Annotated in this window: 19 protein-coding genes; 11 read left to right on the top strand and 8 right to left on the bottom strand. The window is 73.5% G+C overall.

Going from position 1 to position 18273, the window contains the following annotated elements:
• Positions 1 to 82: 82 nt before the first annotated feature.
• Complete coding sequence (locus J3P38_RS11415) at positions 83 to 1606, bottom strand: helix-turn-helix domain-containing protein (RefSeq protein WP_210503744.1); 1524 nt, start codon at positions 1604 to 1606, stop codon at positions 83 to 85.
• 82 nt (positions 1607 to 1688) lie between these two features.
• Between J3P38_RS11415 and J3P38_RS11410 the strand changes: the two genes are divergently transcribed.
• Both J3P38_RS11410 and J3P38_RS11405 read left to right on the top strand, forming a co-directional pair.
• Complete coding sequence (locus tag J3P38_RS11410; RefSeq protein WP_210503743.1) at positions 1689 to 2705, top strand: zinc-dependent alcohol dehydrogenase family protein; 1017 nt, start codon at positions 1689 to 1691, stop codon at positions 2703 to 2705.
• Positions 2702 to 4498, top strand: a complete 1797-nt coding sequence (locus tag J3P38_RS11405; RefSeq protein ID WP_307807864.1) for an alkaline phosphatase D family protein — start codon at positions 2702 to 2704, stop codon at positions 4496 to 4498. The genes J3P38_RS11410 and J3P38_RS11405 overlap by 4 nt, the downstream gene beginning before the upstream one ends.
• Before the next feature lie 69 nt (positions 4499 to 4567).
• Here J3P38_RS11405 and J3P38_RS11400 read toward each other — a convergent pair whose 3' ends face one another.
• Positions 4568 to 4753, bottom strand: coding sequence for a hypothetical protein (locus tag J3P38_RS11400; protein ID WP_210441671.1), 186 nt, complete (start codon positions 4751 to 4753; stop codon positions 4568 to 4570).
• A 151-nt stretch (positions 4754 to 4904) separates the two neighbouring features.
• Here J3P38_RS11400 and J3P38_RS11395 point away from each other — a divergent pair, with 151 nt between their 5' ends.
• A complete protein-coding gene (locus J3P38_RS11395) occupies positions 4905 to 6038 on the top strand; it encodes a DNA glycosylase AlkZ-like family protein (RefSeq protein WP_210503742.1) in 1134 nt (377 codons plus the stop codon).
• Position 6039: 1 nt separating this feature from the next.
• Here J3P38_RS11395 and J3P38_RS11390 read toward each other — a convergent pair whose 3' ends face one another.
• Both J3P38_RS11390 and J3P38_RS11385 read right to left on the bottom strand, forming a co-directional pair.
• Positions 6040 to 6834 (bottom strand): SRPBCC family protein, encoded by a 795-nt coding sequence (locus J3P38_RS11390; protein ID WP_210503741.1) that lies wholly within the window; start codon positions 6832 to 6834, stop codon positions 6040 to 6042.
• Between the two features lie 19 nt (positions 6835 to 6853).
• Positions 6854 to 7336, bottom strand: coding sequence for a pyridoxamine 5'-phosphate oxidase family protein (locus J3P38_RS11385; RefSeq protein WP_210503740.1), 483 nt, complete (start codon positions 7334 to 7336; stop codon positions 6854 to 6856).
• Positions 7337 to 7523: 187 nt separating this feature from the next.
• Between J3P38_RS11385 and J3P38_RS11380 the strand changes: the two genes are divergently transcribed.
• Together J3P38_RS11380 and J3P38_RS11375 are read left to right on the top strand one after the other, a co-directional pair.
• Positions 7524 to 9884, top strand: coding sequence for an ATP-binding cassette domain-containing protein (locus tag J3P38_RS11380; RefSeq protein ID WP_210503739.1), 2361 nt, complete (start codon positions 7524 to 7526; stop codon positions 9882 to 9884).
• Positions 9884 to 10549 (top strand): alpha/beta fold hydrolase, encoded by a 666-nt coding sequence (locus J3P38_RS11375; RefSeq protein WP_210503738.1) that lies wholly within the window; start codon positions 9884 to 9886, stop codon positions 10547 to 10549. The genes J3P38_RS11380 and J3P38_RS11375 overlap by 1 nt, the downstream gene beginning before the upstream one ends.
• 21 nt (positions 10550 to 10570) lie before the next feature.
• Here the strand turns inward: J3P38_RS11375 and J3P38_RS11370 are convergent, their stop codons facing one another.
• Positions 10571 to 11362: an Fpg/Nei family DNA glycosylase gene (locus tag J3P38_RS11370; RefSeq protein ID WP_210440916.1), complete on the bottom strand. Its 792-nt coding sequence runs from the start codon at positions 11360 to 11362 to the stop codon at positions 10571 to 10573.
• Between the two features lie 63 nt (positions 11363 to 11425).
• Here J3P38_RS11370 and mmuM point away from each other — a divergent pair, with 63 nt between their 5' ends.
• Both mmuM and J3P38_RS11360 read left to right on the top strand, forming a co-directional pair.
• Complete coding sequence (gene mmuM / locus J3P38_RS11365; RefSeq protein ID WP_210503737.1) at positions 11426 to 12340, top strand: homocysteine S-methyltransferase; 915 nt, start codon at positions 11426 to 11428, stop codon at positions 12338 to 12340.
• A 219-nt stretch (positions 12341 to 12559) separates the two neighbouring features.
• Complete coding sequence (locus J3P38_RS11360) at positions 12560 to 13168, top strand: SGNH/GDSL hydrolase family protein (RefSeq protein ID WP_210503736.1); 609 nt, start codon at positions 12560 to 12562, stop codon at positions 13166 to 13168.
• 4 nt (positions 13169 to 13172) lie between these two features.
• On the opposite strand, the gene J3P38_RS11355 is transcribed toward J3P38_RS11360, so the two are convergent.
• Positions 13173 to 14372, bottom strand: a complete 1200-nt coding sequence (locus tag J3P38_RS11355) for an SPL family radical SAM protein (RefSeq protein WP_246856047.1) — start codon at positions 14370 to 14372, stop codon at positions 13173 to 13175.
• A gap of 90 nt (positions 14373 to 14462) precedes the next feature.
• Here J3P38_RS11355 and J3P38_RS11350 point away from each other — a divergent pair, with 90 nt between their 5' ends.
• Genes J3P38_RS11350 through J3P38_RS11340 form a run of 3 tightly spaced genes read left to right on the top strand, consistent with a single transcriptional unit; the run spans position 14463 to position 16545 of the window.
• On the top strand, positions 14463 to 14885 hold the full coding sequence (locus J3P38_RS11350; protein ID WP_210503735.1) for a hypothetical protein: 423 nt from the start codon (positions 14463 to 14465) through the stop codon (positions 14883 to 14885).
• Positions 14886 to 14942: 57 nt separating this feature from the next.
• Entirely contained in the window at positions 14943 to 15794 is an 852-nt protein-coding gene (locus tag J3P38_RS11345) for an aldo/keto reductase (protein WP_210503734.1), read from the top strand.
• A 25-nt stretch (positions 15795 to 15819) separates the two neighbouring features.
• Positions 15820 to 16545 (top strand): peptidylprolyl isomerase, encoded by a 726-nt coding sequence (locus J3P38_RS11340; RefSeq protein WP_210503733.1) that lies wholly within the window; start codon positions 15820 to 15822, stop codon positions 16543 to 16545.
• Here J3P38_RS11340 and J3P38_RS11335 read toward each other — a convergent pair.
• Positions 16532 to 16975 (bottom strand): OsmC family protein, encoded by a 444-nt coding sequence (locus tag J3P38_RS11335; RefSeq protein ID WP_210503732.1) that lies wholly within the window; start codon positions 16973 to 16975, stop codon positions 16532 to 16534. The two genes, J3P38_RS11340 and J3P38_RS11335, sit on opposite strands and share 14 nt — an antisense overlap.
• 104 nt (positions 16976 to 17079) lie before the next feature.
• Complete coding sequence (locus J3P38_RS11330) at positions 17080 to 17223, bottom strand: hypothetical protein (RefSeq protein WP_210440909.1); 144 nt, start codon at positions 17221 to 17223, stop codon at positions 17080 to 17082.
• A 183-nt stretch (positions 17224 to 17406) separates the two neighbouring features.
• Here J3P38_RS11330 and J3P38_RS11325 point away from each other — a divergent pair, with 183 nt between their 5' ends.
• Positions 17407 to 18234 carry a formate dehydrogenase accessory sulfurtransferase FdhD gene (locus J3P38_RS11325; RefSeq protein WP_210503731.1) on the top strand — a complete coding sequence of 276 codons (828 nt, stop codon included), beginning with the start codon at positions 17407 to 17409 and terminating at the stop codon, positions 18232 to 18234.
• Positions 18235 to 18273 lie beyond the last annotated feature (39 nt).

Raw genomic sequence — 18273 nt, 5'->3', positions numbered from 1 at the left:
GGTCGTGAACTTCTGGGGGTGTGCAGGCCCCCGGAAGTTCGGAATCCCCCGCTTAGGCGGGGGATTCCAAACCGGCCAGCCCTCAGATGTCGCGGAAGGTCTCGATGTTCGCGCCGAGCTCGTTCAGGCGCTCGGCGAGGTCCTCGTAGCCGCGGTGGATGACGTACGTCGAGCGCAGCACGCTGCGGCCCTTCGAGGCGAGCATCGCGATGAGGAGCACCACCGCGGGGCGCAGCGCCGGCGGGCACACGATCTCGGCGCCGGAGAAGTGCGTGGGGCCCTCCACGAGCACCCGGTGCGGGTCGAGCAGCTTGACCTGCGCGCCGAGCTTGTTGAGCTCGGTGAGGTAGATCGCCCGGTTCTCGTAGACCCAGTCGTGCAGCAGGGTCTGGCCCTCGGCGGTCGCGGCGATGACCGCGAAGAACGGCAGGTTGTCGATGTTGAGCCCGGGGAAGGGCATCGGGTGGATCTTGTCGAGCGGCGCGCGCAGCTCGGAGGGATGGGTGGTGATGTCGACCAGCCGGGTCTCGCCGTTGAGGGCGGGGTACTCCGCCGAGCGGTCGTAGCGGAAACCCATCTCCTCGAGCGTGGCGAGCTCGATCTCGAGGAACTCGATCGGCACCCGGCGGATGGTGATGGACGACTTGGTGACGATGGCCGCGGCCAGGAGCGACATCGCCTCGATCGGATCCTCGGCGGGCGCGTAGTCGACGTCCACGTCGATCGTCGAGCGACCGGTGACCTTCAGCGTGGTGGTGCCGATGCCCTCGACGACGACGCCCAGCTTCTGCAGGTAGAAGCAGAGGTCCTGGACCATGTAGTTGGAGGAGGCGTTGCGGATCACCGTCGTGCCCGGGTGCAGCGCGGCGGCCATCAGCGCGTTCTCCGTGACGGTGTCGCCGCGCTCGGTGAGCACGATCGGCCGTTCCGGCTCCAGCGCGCGGTTCACGCTCGCGTGGTAGGCGCCGTCGGTGGCCTTGACCTCGAGGCCGAACGGGCGCAGCGCCGCCATGTGCGGCTCGACCGTGCGGGTGCCGAGGTTGCAGCCGCCGGCGTAGGGCAGCTCGAACTCCTCCGCCCGGTGCAGCAGCGGGCCGAGGAACATGATCACCGAGCGGGTGCGTCGCGCAGCACCCTCGTCGATCTGCGAGAGGTCGAGGTCGGCCGGGGGCACGATCTCGAGGTCGTTGTCGTCGTTGAGCCAGCGGGTCGCCACCCCGAGCGAGTTGAGCACCTCGAGGAGGCGGTTGACCTCCTCGATGCGCGCGACCTTGCGCAGCGTCGTGCGTCCCTTGTTGAGCAGCGACGCGCACAGCAGCGCGACGCCGGCGTTCTTCGAGGTCTTGACGTCGATCGAGCCCGACAGCGTCGTCGGGCCGTCGACGCGCAGGTGCGTGGGGCCCGCGCCGAGGGCGACGATCTCCGAGTCGAGCGCCGCCCCGATGCGGGCGAGCATCTCGAGGGAGAGGTTCTGGTGGCCCTTCTCGATGCGGTTGATGGCACTCTGGCTCGTGCCGAGGAGCTCGGCGAGCTGGTGCTGGGTGAGTCCCCGGTGCTTGCGAGCGTCGCGGATCAGGTTGCCGATACGACCCTTGTAGTCAGCCATGGCACCACGATATCTCAGATATGAGATAGCGCCATTCGGCGCGCGTGCGCGTGGCTCGGGGGAGCGTGGCAGGATCGCGACCATGCGCGCCACCACCATCCACGCCCCCGGGGACATCCGCTTCGAAGAGGTCCCGGACCCCGTCATCCAGGAGCCGACGGACGCGATCGTCAAGGTCGTCGCCGGCTGCATCTGCGGCTCGGACCTCTGGCCCTACCGCGGCGAGAACCCCGTCCGGGCCGGCAGCACGATCGGCCACGAGTGCGTCGGCGTCGTCGAGGAGGTCGGCTCGGACGTCTCCAGGACGAAGGTGGGCGACTTCGTCCTCGTCCCGTTCTGCCACTGCGACAACACCTGCGCGCACTGTCGCGCCGGCGTCCAGTCCGCGTGCGTCAACCTCGGGATCACCCAGAGCGGGCAGGGGGAGTACGCCCGCGTCGCGCAGGCCGACGGGAGCCTGGTGGCGACCGACGGGATGCCGGACGAGCGTCTCGTCCCGTCCCTGCTCGCGCTCACCGACGTGATGGCCACCGGCTGGCACGCTGCGGTGGCGGCCGGCGTGCAGCCCGGGCACACCGTGGTCGTGGTCGGGGACGGCGCCGTCGGTCTCAGCGGCGTGCTCGCCGCCGCGGAGCTCGGCGCCGAGCGGGTGGTGGCGATGTCGCGCCACGAGCCGCGCCAGGAGATCGCCCGCGCCTTCGGCGCCACCCACGTCGTCGCCGAGCGCGGCGAGGAGGGGGAGGCGCGGATCGCCGAGCTGACCGCCGGCGTGGGCGCCGACGCCGTGCTCGAGTGCGTGGGCACCGACGCCGCGATGAGCACCGCCTTCGCGGTCGCGCGACCGGGATCCACCGTCGGTTTCGTGGGCGTGCCGCACGGGGTCGAGCCACCGGTGCGCCGGATGTTCCAGAAGAACGTCGGCCTCGCGGGCGGGATGGCACCGGTGCGCCGCTACCTCCCCGACCTGCTCGAGCGCGTCCTGTCCGGGGCGATCGACCCGGGCAGGGTCTTCGACCTGACGCTGCCGATGGCGGAGTCCGCCGAGGGCTACCGGGCGATGGACGAGCGGCGCGCGATCAAGGTGCTGCTGCAGCCGTGAACGGGTCCGCGGAGGCGTTGCGGCTCGGGCCGCTGCTGCGCCACGTCGACGACACCTCCGCAGCCGTGTGGGTGGAGACCGAGGGCCCCGCCACGGTGACCGTGACCCGGGGCGAGACCTCTGCCGACGCCCGGACGTTCCGCGTCCACGGCCACCACTACGCCCTCGTCGAGCTCGACGGGCTGGAGCCGGGCACGACCGAGGCCTACACCGTCGCGGTCGACGGGCGCACCGTGTGGCCGGAGCCCGCCTCGCCCTTCCCGGCGCCGGTCATCGCGACGCTCGAGCCGGGCCGGCCGCTCCACCTCGCCTTCGGGTCGTGCCGGACCTCGGTCTCCCACGACGCGAAGGGCAACCGCAGCCACGGCGTCGACGCCCTGCGGGCCTGGGCGCTGCGCGTCGCGGCGCAGGTCGACCCCGCCGACCCCGACGACCCGGATCTCGCCGCGGACCGGCTCCCCGACCTGCTGCTCTTCCTCGGCGACCAGGTCTACGCCGACGAGACGACCGACGAGATGCGCGACTTCATCGAGTCCCGCCGCGACATCGACCAGGCGCCGTGGAGCGAGCTGCAGGACTACGAGGAGTACGCACACCTCTACCGGCTCGCGTGGTCGGACCCGGCGAACCGCTGGCTGCTGTCGACCGTGCCGAGCGCGATGATCTTCGACGACCACGACATCCGCGACGACTGGAACACCTCCCTGGAGTGGCGTCGCGAGATGGAGGCGACGTCGTGGTGGCACGGGCGCATCGTCGGCGGGCTCGCGTCCTACTGGGTCTACCAGCACCTCGGGAACCTGTCGCCCACCGAGCGTGCGGAGGACGAGGTGTACGCGCAGGTGCGGGCCCATGCCGGCGACGAGGAGCGCGACCTCGGACCGCTGCTCGACGCGTTCGCCGAGCGGGTCGACCAGCAGCCGCACACCTACCGCTGGAGCTACACCCGCGAGTTCGACACGCAGGCGCGGCTCGTCGTCGTCGACTCCCGCGCCGCCCGGCGGCTCGAGCCCGAGTCGCGGGCGATGCTCGACCCCGAGGAGGCGGCGTGGCTCGACGACCAGATGCGCGGCGACGTCGACCACCTGTTCATCGCCACGTCGCTGCCGTTCCTCCTCGCGCGTGGTCTGCACCACCTCGAGGCGTTCAGCGAGGCGCTGGCCGCGGGAGCGTGGGGCGACCGCGGCGCCCGGACCGGCGAGAAGCTGCGCCAGCTCGTCGACCTCGAGCACTGGGGCGCGTTCCAGAGGAGCTTCCAGGAGGTGGCTCACCAGGCCCTGGCGGTCGCGGCGGGGCAGCGCGGCGAGGCGCCGGCCACCGTGACGTTCCTGTCCGGGGACGTGCACCACAGCTACGTCACCGAGGCGCGGGCCGCCGCGGGCGGTCCGCCCCTGCGCTCGACGATCCTCCAGGCGGTGTGCTCCCCGATCCGCAACCCGCTCTCGAGGAACCTGCGCTTCGCCACGGCCGTGCTGTCCTACGGCGTCGCCGGCCCGGTGGGGCGCCTCGCCTCCCGCTCGACGCGCGTGCCCGACGCTCCGCTCCGGTGGACGTACGCCGAAGGACCGTGGTTCGACAACAACCTGGCCTTCCTCCGGCTCGCGGGGCGCGGCATGCGGCTGTGGTGGGTGACCGGGGAGGTCGTCGACGACCACGCGCGGCCCCGGCTGGCCAAGGTCGAGGCGTACGAGCTCGACGAGGACGGCAACGCCCCGCCCCGCGGCGGCGTCGTCGCGAAGGTCCAGCGGCGGGTCGGGCGGCGGGTCGCCGACGGCTCGGTGCGTCAGCGCTGAGGACCGCGCGGCCGGGACGTCCCCGGTGGTGGGTCGCGTGGTGCGTCAGGTGGTGCGTCAGGTGGTGCGTCAGGTGGTGGTGAGCACCCGGTCGCGCCCGTGCGCGCAGTCGCAGGTGTCGGAGCACGGCAGGTAGGTGTGCCGCCCGTGTCCGCACCCGGCGCACGGCAGGTCGTGCGAGAGGTGGTCCGTGCTGGTCTCGACGGTGTCCCACATGCGGCCCCCACAGGTCGGTGTCTTCGCGATGTCCTCCACGTGACGTCCACGGTGACACCCGATGACGCCCCGAGGGCGCGAACACCGCCGCGATCGACCGATCTGGGGCAGGAATGACCCGTTCGGGCCATGCCGGCTGGCCCGTGCGCGCGGTGCCTCCGCACGGTCCCTCGCCGCCTAGGATCGCGCCATGGGAGCCGACGGGGGAGCCGATGCGCGGGGCGAGGTCACGCTGTCGCCGCGGCAGGCCCGGCGGATCGCCGTACGCGCGCAGCTGCTCGCGGCCGACAGGCCGACCGACGTGCTGGACACCGTGCGCCACCTCGGGTTCCTGCAGGTCGACCTGACCCAGGTGGTCGCCCGGCACGCCGACCTCGCCCTGTGGACGCGGCTGGGGGAGGGGTACGAGCCCGAGGACCTCGAGGAGCTGGTGGGTGACGGCGCGGTCGTCGAGCTTGCGGGGATGCTGCGCCCCAGCGAGGACGTCGCGCTGTTCCGGGCCGACATGGAGTCCTGGCCCGGGCGTCCCCCGCTGAGGGAGTGGCAGGAGGAGCTCCGCGACTGGGTCGCCGCCAACGACGGGTGCCGACGGGAGATCCTGGCGGTGCTGCGCGCCGAGGGCCCCACCCCGGCCCGGGACCTGCCGGACAGCTGCGAGGTGCCGTGGCGGTCGACCGGCTGGACCGACAGCAAGAACGTGATGAAGCTCCTCGAGTACATGGAGGCACGTGGTGAGGTGGCCGTCGCCTCCCGCGAGGGCCGCGAGCGGCGGTGGGACCTCGCCTCGAGGGTGCACCCCGGCGACCCCGCCGTGCCCGCCGAGGAGGCCCACCGCATCCTGGCCGCGCGGCGGCTCCGCGCCTTCGGCATCGCCCGTCCCCGCGCCATCGAGGCCTGGCAGGAGCCGTTCGACGTGCGGAACACCGGCGTCGGCGCGCGCGTCGAGGGCGTACGCGGTCGCTGGCGGGTCGACCCGGAGCGCCTGGCGGACCTCGACGACTTCGAGGGCCGAGCGGCGGTCCTGTCGCCGCTCGACCGCCTCATCTTCGACCGGAGGCGGATGGAGGAGCTGTTCGGCTTCGACTACCAGCTGGAGATGTACAAGCCCGCAGCGAGGCGGCGGTGGGGCTACTGGGCCATGCCGGTCCTCGACGGCGACGAGCTGGTGGGCAAGGTCGACGCCACGGCCGACCGCGAGGGCGGCGTGCTGCTCGTGGACGCCGTGCACGAGGACGGCGACTGGTCCTCCGCCCGGCGACGGCGGGTCGACGCCGAGGTCGACGCCCTCGCCGCGTGGCTGGGCCTGGAGCCCGTTCGCGCCTGAGTCACGCGAGACCGAGCGCCGCTGCCAGCCGCTCGGGCTCGGCCACCGCCAGCGTCGCGCCGGGATGGGTGATCGTCGCCGTGGGGTCGATGGCGGGCACCGGCTCGTGGAACGTCACGCAGAGGGCGCGCTCGCCGTTGGTGGTCAAGGAGACGCCGCGGTCGCTCAGCGACAGGTGCGGTGGGCCGGCCGTGCGGATCCACCGGAAGTCGCCGGTCACCTCGGCGGAGGCCACGTTGCTGCGGGGGGTGACGAGCCGCCAGGGCCCGTAGCGCACGTAGAGCCACTGCGGGCCCACCTCGACGGTCGTGGTGCTCGGCGTCACGCCGAACGCGCGGCCGGCGAGGGCGTACGCCGGCGCGAACGCGAAGTCGAACGACGCGACCGCCTCGGCGGGCGCCTCCCCGCCGGTCGTGGCCCGCACCAGCCGCCGCAGCGCCGCGACCGCCGGGAGGCGGTACGGCTGGAGCACGGTCGCCGCCGACCCCGGCACCCGGAGCACGGCCCGGCTGCCGCCGTCCGGGGCGGGCAGCACGTGGTGATCCATCCGCACGGCTGCCCGACCGCGACCCACGCTCCACGACCACGACCGCAGCTCGTGGTCGACGTCGAGGATCCGGAAGTCGACCGCCACGCCGGCCGGGCCGTGGACGCGGCCGCGCGTGCCGGGGGCCAGCACCGCGTCGTCGGCCTCCACGCTCCTCATCTGCGGCGCCCAGCCGGGCCAGGCGTCCGGCTCGGTGAACCGACGCCAGACGTCGCTGGCGGGTGCGGGTCCGTGTGCCTCGACGAGCATGTCGGCAGCCGGGCTCTGGTCAGAGCTCGACGGTGTCGTTGTCGCCCATGTCGGGGCGGCTGTTGCTCACCAGCCCCTTCACCAGCTGCACGGCAGCGGTGGCCTTGCCGGGCGACTCCCAGTACTCCGCGGTCGCGCCCTCGACGCGCAGCGCCACGTTGGCGGCGTCCTCGGGACCACCGGACATCCACGTGTCGGCGGAGGCGTCCCACAGCTCCGCGACCTTCGCCCGGTCGTCGCTGACCGTCGCGGTGCCGCTGAGGGAGACCCAGCCGTTGTCGCCGTGGTAGGTGACGTTGACGCGCGGGTCGGCCTGGATCGCACGGACCTTGTCGGTGTCGCGCTCGGTGAGGAACCACATGGTGCCGGGATCGGTGAAGTCACGCGTGGCCATGGGCGTGGAGACGAGGGCGCCGTCGAGCGACACGTAGGTCAGCACGGCGATGTCGGTGGCCCGCATGAGCTCCGCAACGGTCGAGATCTGGTCGTCGTGTGTCGTCATGCTTCGACCCTCGCACGGTGGACAAACCCTCACCTCATCCCGCCGGGCGGGTGCGGTCACACTCCTGCCCGCCCGGCCGTCGTACTGGCAGGATGGCCCGCAGCCGCGGGGCGGGCAGCGACCCGGCGGGCGGACGGCTCGAGGGCTCGACGGCTCGAGGGCCGAAGGACGACGGGGAGAGCGCAGCATGACCACACACCCAGCCGACGACCACGCACTGATCCGGGTCGTGGGGGCCCGGGAGAACAACCTCAAGGACGTGACGGTCGAGCTGCCGAAGCGGCGGCTCACCGTCTTCACCGGGGTGTCGGGGTCCGGCAAGAGCTCGCTGGTCTTCGCCACCATCGCGGCGGAGTCCCAGCGCCTGATCAACGAGACCTACAGCGCGTTCGTGCAGGGGTTCATGCCGTCGCTCTCGCGCCCCGACGTGGACCACCTCGAGGGGCTCACGACGGCGATCATCGTCGACCAGGAGCGGATGGGCGCCAACCCGCGCTCGACCGTCGGCACCGCGACCGACGCCAACGCGATGCTGCGGATCCTCTTCAGCCGGCTCGGCGAGCCGTACGTCGGCCCGCCGACGGCGTACTCCTTCAACGTCCCGACCCGCAAGGCGAGCGGGATGATGACCACCGAGAAGGGCGGCCGCACCGAGCGGCGCATCGCCAAGCAGGAGGTCTACCTCGGCGGCATGTGCCCGCGCTGCGAGGGCATGGGCAAGGTCAACGACATCGACCGCACCGCGCTCTACGACGAGGACAAGTCGCTCTCCGAGGGCGCGCTGACGGTGCCCGGCTACTCGATGGACGGGTGGTACGGCCGGCTCTTCGAGGGCATGGGCCTGCCGATGGACAAGCCGATCCGGTCGTTCACCAAGAAGCAGCTCGAGACGATGCTGTGGGCGGAGCCGACCAAGATCAACGTCGAGGGCGTCAACCTCACCTTCAACGGCATCATCCCGCAGATCCAGAAGTCGATGCTGTCGAAGGACCCCGAGGCGATGCAGCCGCACATCCGGCGCTTCGTCGAGCGCGCGGTCACCTTCCAGACGTGTCCGGAGTGCGAGGGCACCCGGCTGACGCCGGAGGCGCGGGCGTCGAAGATCGCCGGGAAGTCGATCGCCGACCTGTGCCAGATGCAGATCAGCGACCTCGCCGAGTGGGTGCGCCGGCTGGACGAGCCCTCGGTGGCGCCCCTCCTCGCGGGCCTGCAGCACCTGCTGGACTCGTTCTCCGAGATCGGGCTCGGCTACCTGTCGCTCGACCGGCCGGCCGGCACGCTGTCCGGCGGCGAGGCGCAGCGCACCAAGATGATCCGGCACCTCGGGTCCTCGCTGACCGACGTCACCTACGTGTTCGACGAGCCGACCATCGGCCTGCACCCGCACGACATCGAGCGGATGAACAACCTGCTCCTCCAGCTGCGCGACAAGGGCAACACGGTGCTGGTGGTCGAGCACAAGCCGGAGACCATCGCGATCGCCGACCACGTCGTCGACATCGGACCGGCCGCCGGCTCCGCCGGCGGCACGATCTGCTTCGAGGGCGACGTCGACGGGCTGCGCACGAGCGGCACGATCACCGGCACCCACCTCGACGACCGGGCCCGGCTCAAGGACGCCGTGCGTGGGCCGACCGGCGCGATGGAGGTCCGCGGCGCGAGCACCCACAACCTCAAGGACGTGGACGTCGACGTGCCCCTCGGGGTGCTCACCGTCGTCACGGGCGTGGCCGGGTCGGGCAAGAGCTCGCTGGTGCACGGCTCGCTCGCCGGCCGCGAGGGGGTCGTGGTCATCGACCAGGGCGCGATCAAGGGGTCGCGCCGCAGCAACCCCGCCACCTACACCGGGCTGCTCGAGCCGATCCGCAAGGCCTTCGCGAAGGCCAACGGCGTCAAGCCGGCGCTGTTCAGCTCCAACTCCGAGGGCGCGTGCTCGACGTGCAACGGCGCGGGGGTGATCTTCACCGAGCTCGGCCCGATGGCGACCGTCGAGTCGCCGTGCGAGGAGTGCGAGGGCCGCCGGTTCAAGGCCGAGGTGCTCGAGCACACCCTGGGCGGCAAGGACATCGCGCAGGTGCACGAGATGTCGGTCGTCGACGCGCTCGCGCACTTCGGGCAGGGCGAGGCCCGGATCCCGGCCGCCGTGACGATCCTGGAGCGGCTCGTCGACGTCGGGCTCGGCTACATCACCCTGGGACAGCCCCTGACGACGCTGTCGGGCGGCGAGCGGCAGCGCCTCAAGCTGGCCGTGCAGATGGGGGAGAAGGGCGACGTCTACATCCTCGACGAGCCCACCACCGGCCTGCACCTGGCCGACGTGGAGAACCTCCTCGCGCTGCTGGACCGCCTCGTCGACTCCGGCAGGTCGGTCATCGTCATCGAGCACCACCAGGCGGTGATGGCCCACGCCGACTGGATCATCGACATCGGGCCGGGCGCCGGCCACGACGGCGGCACCGTCGTCTTCGAGGGCCCACCGGCCGAGATGGTGGCGGCCGCGGAGCCGACGCTGACCGGCAAGCACCTCGCGGCCTACGTCGGCGCCTGATGCTGCTGCTGCACGGCCTCGGCGCCACGGGCGCGGTGTGGCGCGGCTACGACGGCGTCGCGCCCGACCTGCCCGGTCACGGGACCGCGCCCTGGGAGCCGACGTACTCCTTCGAGCGGTGCGCCGACGCGGTGCGCCCGCTGCTCGAGCGCTTCGACGGCCCGGTGCCGCTGGTCGGGCACTCGATGGGCGGGGTCGTCGCCCTGGCGCTTGCCGCCATGGCCCCGGAGCGGGTGGCGGGCGTCGTGGGCCTCGGGATCAAGGTGGCCTGGTCGCCCGATGACGTGGCACGTGCGGCTGCGGTGGCGCAGCGCCCGGTGGCGACGTACGCGACCCGGGAGGAGGCCGCCGAGCGGTTCCTCCGCGTCTCCGGGCTCGCGGGCCTCGTCGCTCCCGACGACCCCGCGGTCGGCACCGCGGTGGTGGGGGAGGGGAGCGGCTGGCGGCTCGCCCAGGACCCGCGCACCTTCGGCGTCGGCGTGCCGGACGTGCCGGCCCTGCTGGCGGCCGTCGACTGCCCGGTGGTGCTGGCGCGCGGCGAGCACGACCCGATGGTCAGCCACGCGGAGCTCGCCGCGCTGGTCGCCGACCCGGTGACGCTGCCCGGGCTGGGTCACAACGCCCACGTCGAGGACCCGGCGGCCGTGCAGGCGCTGCTGCCCTGACCGGCGCGCGGCCGGCGGTGGTCAGGACTGGCAGACCGGGCACCAGTAGAGCCGCCGCGAGGCGATCTCGGCGTCCTGCACGGGCGTGCCGCAGATGCGGCACGGCAGGCCGGTGCGGCGGTAGACGTAGTGCGCGTCCTCCCGGCGGGGGCTGCCGGTGCGGCGCTCGCGGTCCTCGCGCCGGGTGGTGATGATGCGCCCGACGCGCACCCCAGCCCGCATCAGCACGACCAGGTCGTCCCACAGGGCGTGGAGCACCGCCGCGTCGTGGTCCCGGCCCGGGCGGAACGGGTCGAGCCGGTGGCGGTAGAGCACCTCGGCGCGGTAGACGTTGCCGATGCCGGCCACGACCGACTGGTCCATCAGCAAGGTGGCGATCGGCGTGCGGCTGGTGAGCACGCGGGTGACGAACGCCGTCACGTCGGGGCGGCGACGCAGCGGGTCCGGCCCCAGGCGCGCGAGGATCCGCTTGCGCTCGGCAGCGGTGAGGACCTCGCAGGCCGTCGGCCCGCGCAGCTCCAGCCAGTGACCGCCGCCGACCAGGCGGAGCCGGAGGGCGCCGCGGGCCGGGGGAGCGGGGAGCACGCCGTCGTCGAACGTGCCGTAGAGGCCGAGGTGGACGTGCAGCCACAGGTCGCCGTACTGGTGGAACAGGTGCTTGCCCCACGCGTCCGTGCGCTCGAGGATGCGGCCGTCGAGCAGGCGCGCGCCGTCCTCGAAGCGGCCCTGGGGGCTGTCGGCGGCCACCGGGTGGCCGACGAGCAGCCGGGCATGGCGACGGGCGAGGCGGTGGATGGTGTGTCCCTCTGGCACGCACCGATGCTCGCCCACCGGGCAAGGGACCGGGCACACCCCTCGGGTGCCAGACTCGCCGCCATGACCCGCACGAGCCTCCGCGACGCCGTCGCCTCGCGCGCCGTCGTCCTCGACGGCGGCCTCGCCACGCTGCTCGAGCGGCACGGCCACGACCTGTCCAGCGACCTCTGGTCGGCCCGGCTGCTCCGTGACGAGCCCGCGGCCGTCGAGGCCGCCCACCGGGAGTTCTTCGCCGCCGGCGCCGAGGTCGCCACGACGGCGTCGTACCAGGTCTCCTTCGAGGGCTTCGGCGCGCAGGGCGCGGACCGCGGGGAGGTCGCCGCCCTGCTCCGGCGCAGCGTCGAGCTGGCCGCGGCGGCACGGGACGCCGTGGCGCCGGGCGGCTGGGTCGCCGCCTCGGTGGGCCCGTACGGCGCGGTGCTGGCCGACGGCTCGGAGTACCGCGGCGACTACGACCTCGACGTCGCCGGGTTGCGGGCCTTCCACCGCCCGAGGCTCGAGGTCCTGGCCTCGACCGTCGGCTCGGGTGCGGACGTCCTGGCCGTCGAGACCGTGCCGTGCCTGGCCGAGGTGGAGGCCGTGCTGGCGGAGCTCGACGGCACCGGCGTCCCGGCGTGGCTGTCGCTGTCGGCCGCCGGCGGCCGGACCCGGGCGGGCGAGCCGCTGGCGGAGGCGTTCGCCATGGCCGCCGACGTGGCGGAGGTGATCGCGGTGGGGGTGAACTGCACGACGCCGGCCGACGCGGGGACGGCGGTCCCGCTCGTCGGTGCTCGACGCCCGGTCGTGGTCTACCCGAACTCCGGCCAGTCGTGGAACGCCGCCACTCGCATGTGGGAGGGCCGTTCGGCCTTCCACGCCGACGACGTGGCGGGCTGGGTCGCCGGCGGCGCGCGGCTCGTCGGCGGGTGCTGCCGCGTCGGGCCCGAGGACGTCTCGTCCCTGCGCCGGGCGCTCGGCCGCGTCAGCGGCAGCTGAGCACGTCCGAGATGGTGGAGGTTCGGGGTCACTGGACGACCCCGATGTTCCACGATGTCCCGTCAGGGCTGGCTGCACCTCGGGCCGACGATGGGCGCGGCCGCCACGCCTGGCCATATCGCCGATAACTGACATTATGTCATTATGCATGGCGGTCGGGCCCCGCCCCTCTCCCTGCCCTGCCCCCCGTTCCTTGGTCCGGTCTGCTCTGCTGAGGACATGACCGTTCGACTCGCGCTGCTCGGCGACTCCATCGCGTGGGGACAGGGAGCGAGCCGGGACCGGGAACGGCTGGGTCCGCGTCTGGTCGACGGCCTGGTGGTGCGCGGCGTCGACGTCGAGCTCGCGACGTACGCCGTGCCGGGCGCCCGCAGCGCCGGGCTCGCCGCCCAGGTGGACGCCGCCCTGCGGTGGTCCCCGCAGCTGGCCGTGGTCGTCATCGGCGCCAACGACCTCACCCACCGCGAGCCGGTCGACCGGGCGGTGGCCGCGCTGGCCGACGCCGTACGCCGCCTCCGCGCCGCCGGCAGCGAGGTCGTGGTGGCACCCGCACCCGACCTCAGCGCGGTCCCCCACGTGCCGCCGTACCTGCGCGACGTCGTCCGCGCGGCCGGCGACGTGCTGCGCGAGCGGCAGTCGGCGGCCGTGCTGGCCGAGGGCGGCCGCGTCGCCGACGGCGACCAGCGAGCCTCCCGGGCGTTCGGCACGGATCCCTCACTGTTCTCCACCGACCGGTTCCACCCCTCGAGCGCCGGCTACGCCGTCATCGCCGACGCGATGCTGCCGGCCGTCGAGGCGGCGGCCCGCGACGTCGTCGGCCGCCGGTGATCCCTCACGTCCAGTAGAGCATCCGGCACTGCGGCAGCCGCCGGCCGAGCTCGTCGTCGAACCACGTTCGCAGCTCGGCCATCACCTCGCGGGGGTAGACGTGCTTGCTCGTGCCGAACTTGCCGCGCTTGACCGAGCGTCGCGCCTCGTCCATCTCCAGCGTGGTGCGTGGGTACCACCCGAGCAGGACCTCCTTGCTCGACGCGGTGAAGCGGTGGGTGATCAGCTCGGCGGTCAGGTCCAGCGCCGGTACGTCGGCCACGGCCTGCTCGACGAGGTCGAGGAGGTGGCCGTAGTGGTCGCGCCAGCCCTCCAGCGGCATGATCGGCGCGATCGTCAGCCCGACCGGGTAGCCCGCGAGGGCGAGCCGGCGGAGCGCGTCGAGCCGCTGCTCGAGCGTGCTGGTGCCACCCTCCCAGCGCCGGGTCACGGGCAGGCAGTTGACGCTGAAGCGCACGCGCGTCCGGCCCGCGTGCGGCAGGTCGAGGAAGCGGTCGACGTCGCCGTACTTCGTGGTCCACCGCAGCTGCACCGGCGCGTCCCAGGCGCCGAAGTGCTCGATCGCCCGCTGCCAGCTGCCGGTGAGGTGGTCGAGGGCGAGCGGGTCGGTGTAGCACGAGGCCTCGAACGTCGTCCCCTCCTCGCTGCGGGCGGCCGAGCGGCTGGTGACGGTGCCGGTCCCGACGTAGTCGGCGAGGCCGTCGAGGATGCCGTCGAGGTCGGCGTAGACCCGGGTGACCGGCGGCCCGGACAACGAGCCCGCGAGGTAGCAGTACTGGCAGTGCGCCGGGCAGCCCTCGGCGAGGTCGACGCGCCAGTCGGCGCTCGGCGCGATGGGCTGCAGCCGACGCCGGCTGGGTGGGCTGACCACGATCGCCATCGTCGACTTCGCCCGCGCGTAGGTCTCCCGGTCCGACTCCCCCCGCACCCCGGTCAGCCGGTTCGCGCGCAGCCGCTCCACCTCGATGCCGAGCGCCTCGACCCGAGCCACGACGCGCTGGCCGTGCGGCTCGTCGAGCGCGGCGGGGGTGACCACGACGCGCTTGGGCACCCATCGCCGCGCCGGGCGGCTGGGCGGCGCCAACCGGGACAGGTCGGTCTCGGTCGTGGCCTCACCGCTCGCGCTGTGCGGCAGGGGCTGGACGTCCAGCGCGAGCGGCACGCCGAGGTCCACGTCGGGCGCGCCGGCGGATTCGTCGGGCATCTCACGAGGTTCCCTCCCCCGGGCCCGGTCATGCCCCGTCCGCGCCGCCGGGTGCCCGCGTGATCGGCGCCGCACGGGGTACCGGGCGTCATGTCGAAGCTCGTGATGATGTTGCTGGTGGTGCAGGTGGTCGTCGGGTCCTACCTGTTCATGTCCGTCGCCTCGTCGAACTCCCGGTCGAGCACGGCCCGCGCCACCCGCCTGCCGTCCCTCGTCGTCTTCGGGCACTCGCTGCTCGGCATCATCGCCCCGGTGTGGTGGGTCGCGTGGCTGCTCACCGCCGACAAGATGTGGGTCTGGGTGACGCTCGGCTCGCTGCTGGCGAGCGTGGCCGGAGGGCTCGTCATGGCGGCCCGGACGTTCGGGCACTCCGACACGCTGCACAAGCCGGCCGCCGACCCGGCGGACGTGCGGGTGGTCGAGAAGCAGATCCCCAAGTCGGTGCTCCTCGGCCACGGCCTCGGAGCCACCGCGCTCGTCGGCCTCGTCCTGGTCGTGGGCCTGACTTCCTGACGGCCCGGCCGCCCGGCCCCCTGACCGGGTTGCCGCCGCTCCCCCTACGGTGGGGCCATGGCCCACGACCCGAGCGCGATCCCGGCGTACGACCTCAACGACGGCACCACCATCCCGGCGATCGGCTTCGGGACCTACCCGCTCCAGGGCGAGGACGGCACCGCGGCGATCCTGAGCGCCATCGAGGCCGGCTACCGGCTGCTCGACACGGCGGTCAACTACGAGAACGAGGTCGAGGTCGGCGAGGCAGTCCGACGCTCGGGCCTCCCCCGCGAGGAGATTCTGGTCGCCAGCAAGATCCCCGGCCGCCACCACGCGTACGACGACGCCATCGCGTCGGTGCGCGGCTCCCTCGAGCGGCTCGGCGTCGAGCGCACCGACCTCCACCTCATCCACTGGCCGAACCCCGGCCAGGGCAGGTACGTCGAGGCGTGGCGCGCGCTCGTCCAGCTGCAGAAGGACGGCCTGGTCCGCTCCATCGGCGTCTCGAACTTCACCGCGGAGCACCTCGAGCGGATCATCGACGACACCGGCGTCACGCCGGCGGTCAACCAGGTCGAGCTGCACCCCCGGTTCCCGCAGGCCGAGATGCGGGAGGTGCACGAGCGGCTCGGCATCCGCACCGAGGCGTGGAGCCCCATGGGCAAGCGGCGCGCGCCGCTCGAGGAGGACGTCGTCACCTCGGCCGCGGCGGCGCACGGGGTCTCCCCCGGCCAGGTCATCCTGCGCTGGCACGTCCAGCTCGGCTCGCTGCCGATCCCCAAGTCCGCGGACCCCGCGCGCCAGGCGCAGAACCTCGACGTCTTCGGCTTCGAGCTCACCGACGACGAGGTGGCGGCGATCTCGGGGCTGGCCGAGCCCGACGGCCGGCTGTTCGGCGGCGACCCCGACACCCACGAGGAGATGTGAGCAGCCGCTGGCTACCATCGGCGCCATGTCGACCCCCTCACCCCTGAAGCGCCTCGCCTCCGTGGCCGCGTGCCTGTCCGTCCTCTCCCTCGCCGCGTGCGGCAACGAGGCCGACGGGCAGGACGCCGCCACGGACACCTCCAGCGAGAGCCCGAGCGCGAGCGGGTCACCCTCCGCCTCCGGCGAGACGACCACCTGCGAGTACCCCACCGACGGGCAGGAGCCGGCCCGCGACGTCGAGGCGCCCGACGCGGAGGCGCAGGCCGAGGGCACCGTCCCGGCGACCATCACGACCAACTTCGGCGACATCGGCATCACCCTCGACGCAGCCACCACGCCGTGCACGGTGAACTCGTTCGTGTCGTTGGCCGAGCAGGGGTTCTACGACGACACCCCGTGCCCGCGCATCGGCGACCAGGAGGGCTTCGGCATCCTCCAGTGCGGCGACCCGACCGGCACCGGCTCCGGCGGCGCCGGCTACTCCTTCGCCGACGAGCTGAGCGGCGACGAGACCTACCCGGCCGGCACGCTCGCCATGGCCAATGCGGGCCCCGACACCAACGGCTCGCAGTTCTTCCTCGTGTTCCGCGACTCGCAGTTCCCGCCCGACTACACCGTCTTCGGCACCATCGACGACGCCGGCCTCGAGGTCATCGACGCCATCGCCGCCGAGGGCAACGACGGCGCCCACCCGGCCGGTGGTGGCACCCCGAACAAGGAGGTCACCATCGAGGAGGTCACGGTCGGCTGACCCGGTCGTAGGCCACGTCCGCACCCAGCTGCACCGTGCGCGAGACCGTGCACAGCCGGTCGCGCGACATCTCGATGGCGGCCTGGAGGCGGGCGCTGGCCACGTCGCCCTCGCGGCCCTCGGGGAAGGCCACGTCGAACGACACCCGCAGGCCCGTCAGGTGGTTGCCGTGCTCGTCGCGCACCTTGCGACCCTCGGCGCGCACGTCGAACCTGGTGCTGGACGTGCGCTTGTGCGTGATCGCCTCGACGTCGAGGGCGCTGCACCCGGCGATCGCCGCCAGCAGCAGCTCGACCGGGGTGAAGTCGGGGTCCTCTCCCCCGGTGCCGAAGAACGTCTCGCCACCGCGGGCGTTGGTGGCCTTGAAGCGGGCCGGCCCGATCCGGGTGAGCTCGACGCTGCGGAGGGACGGGTCCGTCTGGTCGCTCATGGCGCTCACCCTGCCAGAGCGAGCAGGGGCCACGACCGGCGACCAGCTCGCCGGTCCGCCCAGCGGCCGGGCCCGCTGCGGCCCCTGGCCCCTGGCCCCGCGGGTCAGCGGGTGCTGCGGCGGGCCGCGCGTCGGGCGCGGCGCTCCTCGCGACGGGCGATCTCCACGTTGCGCAGGAGGGCACGGTCCTCGGCCGATCGCGCTCGTGCATCGACGAGGCTGATGGCGAGGTGCAGCTGCGGGTTCATGGGGATCTGTCCTTCCGGGGGCGTCCTGGCCCCCACCTGAGCGAGAGAAGATGTAAGACGCAGCCGCGTCGTTGCGGCTCTTACATCGTACGACCACTCCGCGGGGCGCCCGGTATCCACGAGCGGGTGATCTCCGCCACCGGGCCGGCGGCGCCCGCAACGCCCCCGGGCTAGGGTCGAGGGGTGACCACCGATCGAGCACGACGGCCCGGCCCCTCGGTCCGGACACGTGTCGTCGAGCACGCCGGGCCGGACCCGGTGTCCCGCGAGGACCGGCTGATCACCGAGGAGCCGCTCGAGATCCGCGTGCGCGCGGCCGGCGTCGAGCCGCGCCGCGCGTGGGTCACCATGCGCACCCCCGGCCACGACTTCGAGCTGGCCGCCGGCTGGCTGGTCAACGAGGGCCTCGCCACGCAGGACGGGCTGGTCCAGGTCGCCTACTGCACCGATGCGGACCTGACGCCCGAGCAGGAGTTCAACGTCGTGACGGTGACCCTCGCCGGCGGCGCCGAGCTCCCCCACCGCCACGTCGCCGCGTCGGCCGGGTCCTCCGCCTGCGGGGTGTGCGGGAAGGACAGCGTCAGCGAGGCGCTCGCCACGCGGCCGGCGGCGCGATGGTCGGGCGACCGGCCTGCCGCGGACGTCGTACGCCGCCTCCCCGACGCGCTGCGTGAGCGCCAGAAGCTGTTCGCGCGGACCGGCGGCGTCCACGCGGCGGGCCTGGCCGACGCGGACGGCACGCTGCTCGTGGTGCGCGAGGACGTGGGCCGCCACAACGCCGTCGACAAGGTCGTCGGTGCGCGGGTGCTGGCCGGCGAGCCACCGGCGTCGGCCTGCCTCGTGCTGAGCGGACGCGTCGGGTTCGAGCTGGTGCAGAAGGCCGCCGCAAGCGGCATCGGGTCGATCGTCGCCGTCGGCGCCCCGACCAGCCTGGCCGCCGCCCTGGCCCGGGAGGCCGGCATCGACCTCTGGGGCTTCACCTCCGGACGTCGCACGGTCAGCTACTCCTGACCCCCGGGCACCGATCCCGGCCCCCACGGCGTGGTGGTC

Origin of the sequence: Nocardioides xinjiangensis, assembly GCF_017916455.1 — a bacterium.
GTDB lineage: Bacteria > Actinomycetota > Actinomycetes > Propionibacteriales > Nocardioidaceae > Nocardioides > Nocardioides xinjiangensis.
The sequence above is the reverse complement of the archived record's forward strand: the minus strand, read 5'-3'. Positions and strand labels throughout refer to the sequence as shown.